This window comes from Actinomadura geliboluensis, from assembly GCF_005889745.1.
Classification (GTDB): domain Bacteria; phylum Actinomycetota; class Actinomycetes; order Streptosporangiales; family Streptosporangiaceae; genus Spirillospora; species Spirillospora geliboluensis.
The window spans coordinates 1-4,600 of sequence record NZ_VCKZ01000572.1 but is presented as its reverse complement, the minus strand read 5'-3'; the positions used below and the strand labels follow the sequence as shown (position 1 = coordinate 4,600).

General features: G+C 72.5%; 5 protein-coding genes. 2 read left to right on the top strand and 3 right to left on the bottom strand.

All coding sequences use genetic code 11. The annotated features are described in order from the left end of the window. Positions 1-438 precede the first annotated feature (438 nt). From kal to kamD, 3 genes are read right to left on the bottom strand one after another with little or no spacing between them, the layout of a single operon-like run. Positions 439-834 carry a 3-aminobutyryl-CoA ammonia lyase gene (kal, locus tag ETD96_RS41575; protein ID WP_138641976.1) on the bottom strand — a complete coding sequence of 132 codons (396 nt, stop codon included), beginning with the start codon at positions 832-834 and terminating at the stop codon, positions 439-441. Further along, complete coding sequence (gene kamE, locus ETD96_RS41570) at positions 827-1,693, bottom strand: lysine 5,6-aminomutase subunit beta (RefSeq protein WP_138641975.1); 867 nt, start codon at positions 1,691-1,693, stop codon at positions 827-829. Before kamE ends, kal begins: the two co-directional genes overlap by 8 nt. After that, the gene (kamD, locus tag ETD96_RS41565; protein ID WP_138641974.1) at positions 1,690-3,315 is read right to left on the bottom strand and encodes a lysine 5,6-aminomutase subunit alpha; all 1,626 of its coding nucleotides are present in this window, start codon (positions 3,313-3,315) and stop codon (positions 1,690-1,692) included. The genes kamE and kamD overlap by 4 nt, the downstream gene beginning before the upstream one ends. A 272-nt stretch (positions 3,316-3,587) precedes the next feature. Here kamD and ETD96_RS41560 point away from each other — a divergent pair, with 272 nt between their 5' ends. Together ETD96_RS41560 and ETD96_RS41555 are read left to right on the top strand one after the other, a co-directional pair. Next, a complete protein-coding gene (locus tag ETD96_RS41560; RefSeq protein WP_138641973.1) occupies positions 3,588-4,352 on the top strand; it encodes a bestrophin-like domain in 765 nt (254 codons plus the stop codon). A gap of 1 nt (position 4,353) precedes the next feature. Next, the gene (locus ETD96_RS41555) at positions 4,354-4,545 is read left to right on the top strand and encodes a hypothetical protein (RefSeq protein ID WP_138641972.1); all 192 of its coding nucleotides are present in this window, start codon (positions 4,354-4,356) and stop codon (positions 4,543-4,545) included. Positions 4,546-4,600: the final 55 nt, after the last annotated feature.

Here is a 4,600-nt window from a genome sequence, read left to right as displayed (position 1 = left end):
GGAGAGGCCGGTGGCGTGCGGACACGGAAGAGGGCCCGCGACATCCGTCGGGCCGGAGCCGTCCCACAGGCGGTGAGAGCGAGCCTCCGTTTTCTACTGGATGTCCGGGCCCTTCCCGGGTCCAACCCCCCCGCGCGATCGGGCGGCTCCGCCCGGGCCCGCTCCCGGAGCACCGCACTGGCTGAGGCGGACACGAAACCGGACCACTCGCGTGGTCCCCGTCCCCGTCGTGGTGCGATGCCCGGCGGCGCCTCGGGCGGCCGATCGGTGAGTCCCGTGCTGGACTGCAGCAAAACTACCGGCTTCCGGCCTCATGTCAACCGCCGCATGTTCTGCGGGGACTCGCGTCGCCGCAGGTCAGAGACATGATCAGCCGTCCGCGAAATCGGCTGCGAAGATCGCCGCGAGCGGCGTGGCGGAACCCGCCGGGGGCGGGGGTCAGCCGCCGGGCGCGGCGACCACCACCGTGCCGGTCGCGGTGACCGCCACGATCGGCTCCGCCAGCGCCTCGGCGGCCGACTCGCCCTTGTCGGGGCGGCCCCGGCACACCACGCGCGCCTCGAACTCCATCACGCGGCTGCGGGTGCCGGCGCGGACCAGCACGGCCGTGGTCTCCAGCACGTCCCCGGCCTTGACCGGGGCGCGGAACTGGACGTCGGAGTAGGAGGCGAACAGGCCCTCGTCGCCGTCGGTGCGGACGCACAGCTCGGTGGCCGCGTCGCCGAACAGCCCGAGGACGTAGGCGCCGTCGACCAGGTCGCCGGCGTAGTGGGCGTGGGAGTAGGGGACGTAGCGGCGGTGGGTGACGGTCGTCCCCTCGCGCGGATCACTCATCGTCGTCTCCGTGGTCGGGGCCGTCTCCGCGGCCGTCTCCGCCGCGGGCGGCCGGCTGGTCGGGCAGCAGGGCGTGGACGAGGTAGCTGGCGACCTCGGCGGGCGTGGTGCCCTTGCCGAAGATCCGGTCGACGCCGAGGTCGGCCTCGGTGACGGTGTCGAAGCGGGGGCCGCCGACCACCAGCAGCGGCCGCCCCACCCCGCCGGCCACGGCGGTCGGGTACTCGGCGTGGAACGCGGCGGCCATCTGCTTGGTGTTGTGCAGGTGCGCGTTGCGCTGGGTGACGACCTGCGACACCAGGACGGCGTCGGCGTTCTCGGCCTTGGCGCGCTCCACCAGCTCCTCGACGGTGACCTGGGCGCCCATGTTCACGACCTGGATCTCCCGGTAGTACTCTAGGCCCTTCTCCCCCGCGAACCCCTTGACGTTCAGGATCGCGTCGATGCCGACGGTGTGGGCGTCGGTGCCGATGCAGGCGCCGACGACCACCAGCCGCCGGTTCAGCGCGCCGCGGATCGCCAGGTTCACCTCCTGCGAGGTCAGCAGCGGGTAGGCGCGCTCCTCCGGGGCCGGGATGGACGCGTAGTCGATCAGGTGCCGGACCTTGCCGTACACGATGAAGAAGGTGAAGTCGGGCCCCATCGGCTTGGCGTGCACGACGCTGGCGGGGTCCAGGCCCATCTTCCCGGCGAGCTGCAGGGCGGCGGCCTCGGCGCGCTTGCCGGCGGGGACGGGCAGGGTGAACGACATCTGCACCATGCCGTCGCCGGTGGTGTCGCCGTAGGGGCGGATGACCTGGCGGGTGTCGGCGGGCTCGGCGGGCGCCCGCGTGCCGGTTCCGGGGCTCTCGACGGTCATGCGGGCACCTCCTGCTGGGCCGCGCCGGCGGCGCTGCCGGCGTGCGGGTCCTCGGTGTCGAGGATGTCGATGGCGGGGTTGAAGTAGCCGTCGGCGCGGGGGACGACGCCGTCCAGGCCCTTGCCGCCGTCGGGCGGGCGGCGGGTGACGCCGAAGGTGCCCTCGGCGATCGCGTTGAGGAGCCCGTCGTCGGCGATGCGCTCGAGCAGGTCCACCGACTCCGCCAGCACCTGCCGGGCGCGCTGGACGATCAACCCGTCCGGGCGGGGCACGAAGTCCTCGGCGAGGCTTCCGCAGGCGTCGCGGACGTAGCGGACGTTCTCCAGCGCGAGGTCGCGGTCCGACAGCCACGGGGTGTGGATGCCCTCGGTCATCATCCCGATCAGGATGATCGACTGGCCGGTCATCACGCCGGCGAGGTTGAAGAAGGCGTCCAGCAGGTAGCCGGCGAAGATGTTGCCCGTCATGTGCTTGGTGGGCGGCATGTACTTCAGCGGCGCGCCGGGGAACAGCTCCCGGACGAGCTGGGCGTGCGCGAGCTCCAGCCGGAACGACTCGGGCACCGCCGGGTCGATCTCGAAGGCGTGGCCGAGGCCGAGCTGGGCGTCGGAGAGGCCGGCCTCGTGCCCGAACCGCTCGTTGAGCAGCTGGCTGACGACCACGGTGTGCGCGGCGTCGACGGCGTCGGCGGTGGTGAGGTAGTTGTCCTCGCCGGTGTTGATGACGATGCCGGCGCGGGCGTGGACCTGCCGGGAGAACCGCTGGTCGATGAACGTCCGGCGGGGGTTGATGTCGCGGAAGATGATGCCGTACATGCAGTCGTTGAGCATCATGTCCAGGCGCTCCAGCCCGGCGAGCGCGGCGATCTCCGGCATGCACAGCCCGGAGGCGTAGTTGGTCAGCCGGACGTAGCGGCCGAGCTCGCGGGAGACGTCGTCCAGCGCGGCGCGCATCAGCCGGAAGTTCTCGCGGGTGGCGTAGGTGCCGGCGTAGCCCTCGCGGGTGGCGCCCTCGGGGACGAAGTCCAGCAGCGACTGGCCGGTGGAGCGGATCACCGCGACGACGTCGGCGCCCTCGCGGGCGGCGGCCTGCGCCTGCGGGATGTCCTCGTAGATGTCGCCGGTCGCGACGATCAGGTAGACCAGCGGCTGCGGCGGGTCGGCGCTGTCGGGGGCGGGCAGCTCTGCCAGCAGCCGGTCGCGCTCGGCGCGGCGCCGGTCGATGCGGGCGATGCCGCCGCGCGCGGCCTCGGCGGCGGCCTTGCGGGCGTGGTCGGCGTCGGTGCCGGCCGGGAGCCGGAACGACACCCGGCCCGCGGCGGCGGCCTGGGCGAGGTCGCGCAGGGAGCCGTGCGGGCCGCTCAGCAGCGCGTCCCAGACCGGGAGCGCGAGGCCGTGCTCCAGGCCGACCTGGTCGCGGACGGCGTCGGCGAGGTGGTTGGCCCACGGCCGCCCGCCCTCGTCGGCGCCGGCGAGGCCGGCCAGGCGCAGCAGCGCCCGCTCAACCGAGACGGTGGTGTGGGAGCGCGCCATCTCGATGATCGGTTCCGCGGCGCGGGCGGCGAGCCGCCGGGCGGTGCGCACCGCCTCCGGGTCGAGGTCCAGCTTTCCCTGCGGCGCCATCGCCGTCTCCCCTCACGCAGCCGCCCCTCTCAGGCCGGTCCGAACAATCGTCCTTCATACCGGGTGCTCTACGGGAGATCTTCCGGCATGAACAGCGTATTTCACAAGAAGTCGCGGCAGATTCCTCCGACCTGGCCGCGCCCGTACCGATCACCTTCCCTGTCCGGACGGTCATGTCACCTTCAGGTGACGGTCAGTGGCGAACCCACCGGTAACGACCGTACGTGAAATTAAACTCACCCTCAGTGATAACAGCCCAACGCGGGAGTGGCATGATCCTTTACTGTGCGGCCGCGGCCTGCGCGATCGGCGTGGTGCTCGTGGCGAGCCGGCTCGTCCGCCGCCTGAAGGGCGTGGACGACCCCGACCCCGACGGCCCCACCACCGCGCACACCGGGGCGATGCTCTCGGCGCTGTTCCTGCTGGCCTTCGCCATCGCCATCGTGGTGCCGTGGACGACCGCCGACGCGGCGCGCTCCAACACCTACGCCGAGAGCCAGGCGATCTCCGAGGCGTACTGGGCCGCGAGCCGGCTCCCCGCGCCCGACGCGCGGCACGTCCAGGCGGAGCTGAGCCGGTACGTCGCGCTGGTCCGCGGCCCCGAGTGGCGGCTGATGGAGCACGGCCGCCTCAGCTCCGACGGCCAGCGCGACCTGGACGACCTGCGCCGCTACGTCATCGCCGTCAAGGCCGAGTCCGACGAGCTGAAGGACGCCCGCAACGCCGTGCTCGACCACCTCAGCGAGATCTCCGGCGCCCGCAACCAGCGCGGAGCCGACGCGCGCACCACCCCGCCCGCCGGGCTGCTGGCGATGACGCTGCTGACCGGCGTCGCGGTCCTGCTGCTGCCGTTCCTGTCGGGCGCCCGCCCGCGCGGCGCCACGCTCGTCCCGCTGTCGATCATGGCGGCGCTGCTGGCCGCCGGGGCCTACCTGACCGTCGACATCTCCCATGTCTTCAGCGGCGCCCTCGCCGTCGGCCCGGAGGCGTTCACGCACCTGCAGGCCGAACTGCAGCGCGTCGGGGCGGGCGGCTGACATGCGCCCGCTGCCGTTCCGGCCCGCCGCGCTGCCGGCCGTGCTGCCCGCCGCGGTCGCGGGCGCGCTCGCCTTCCCCGCCGCCGCGCTCGCCGACCCGACCCCGCACCCGATCATCAGCGTGTGCATCGACATCGAGATCGGCCCCGGCGCCGGCCAGGGCGGCTCGCCCCTGGCTCTTATACACATCTAAAAAAAAAAATGAAGAGATGAATATCTACATTGATCTGTAAAAAAAATCAATTTAT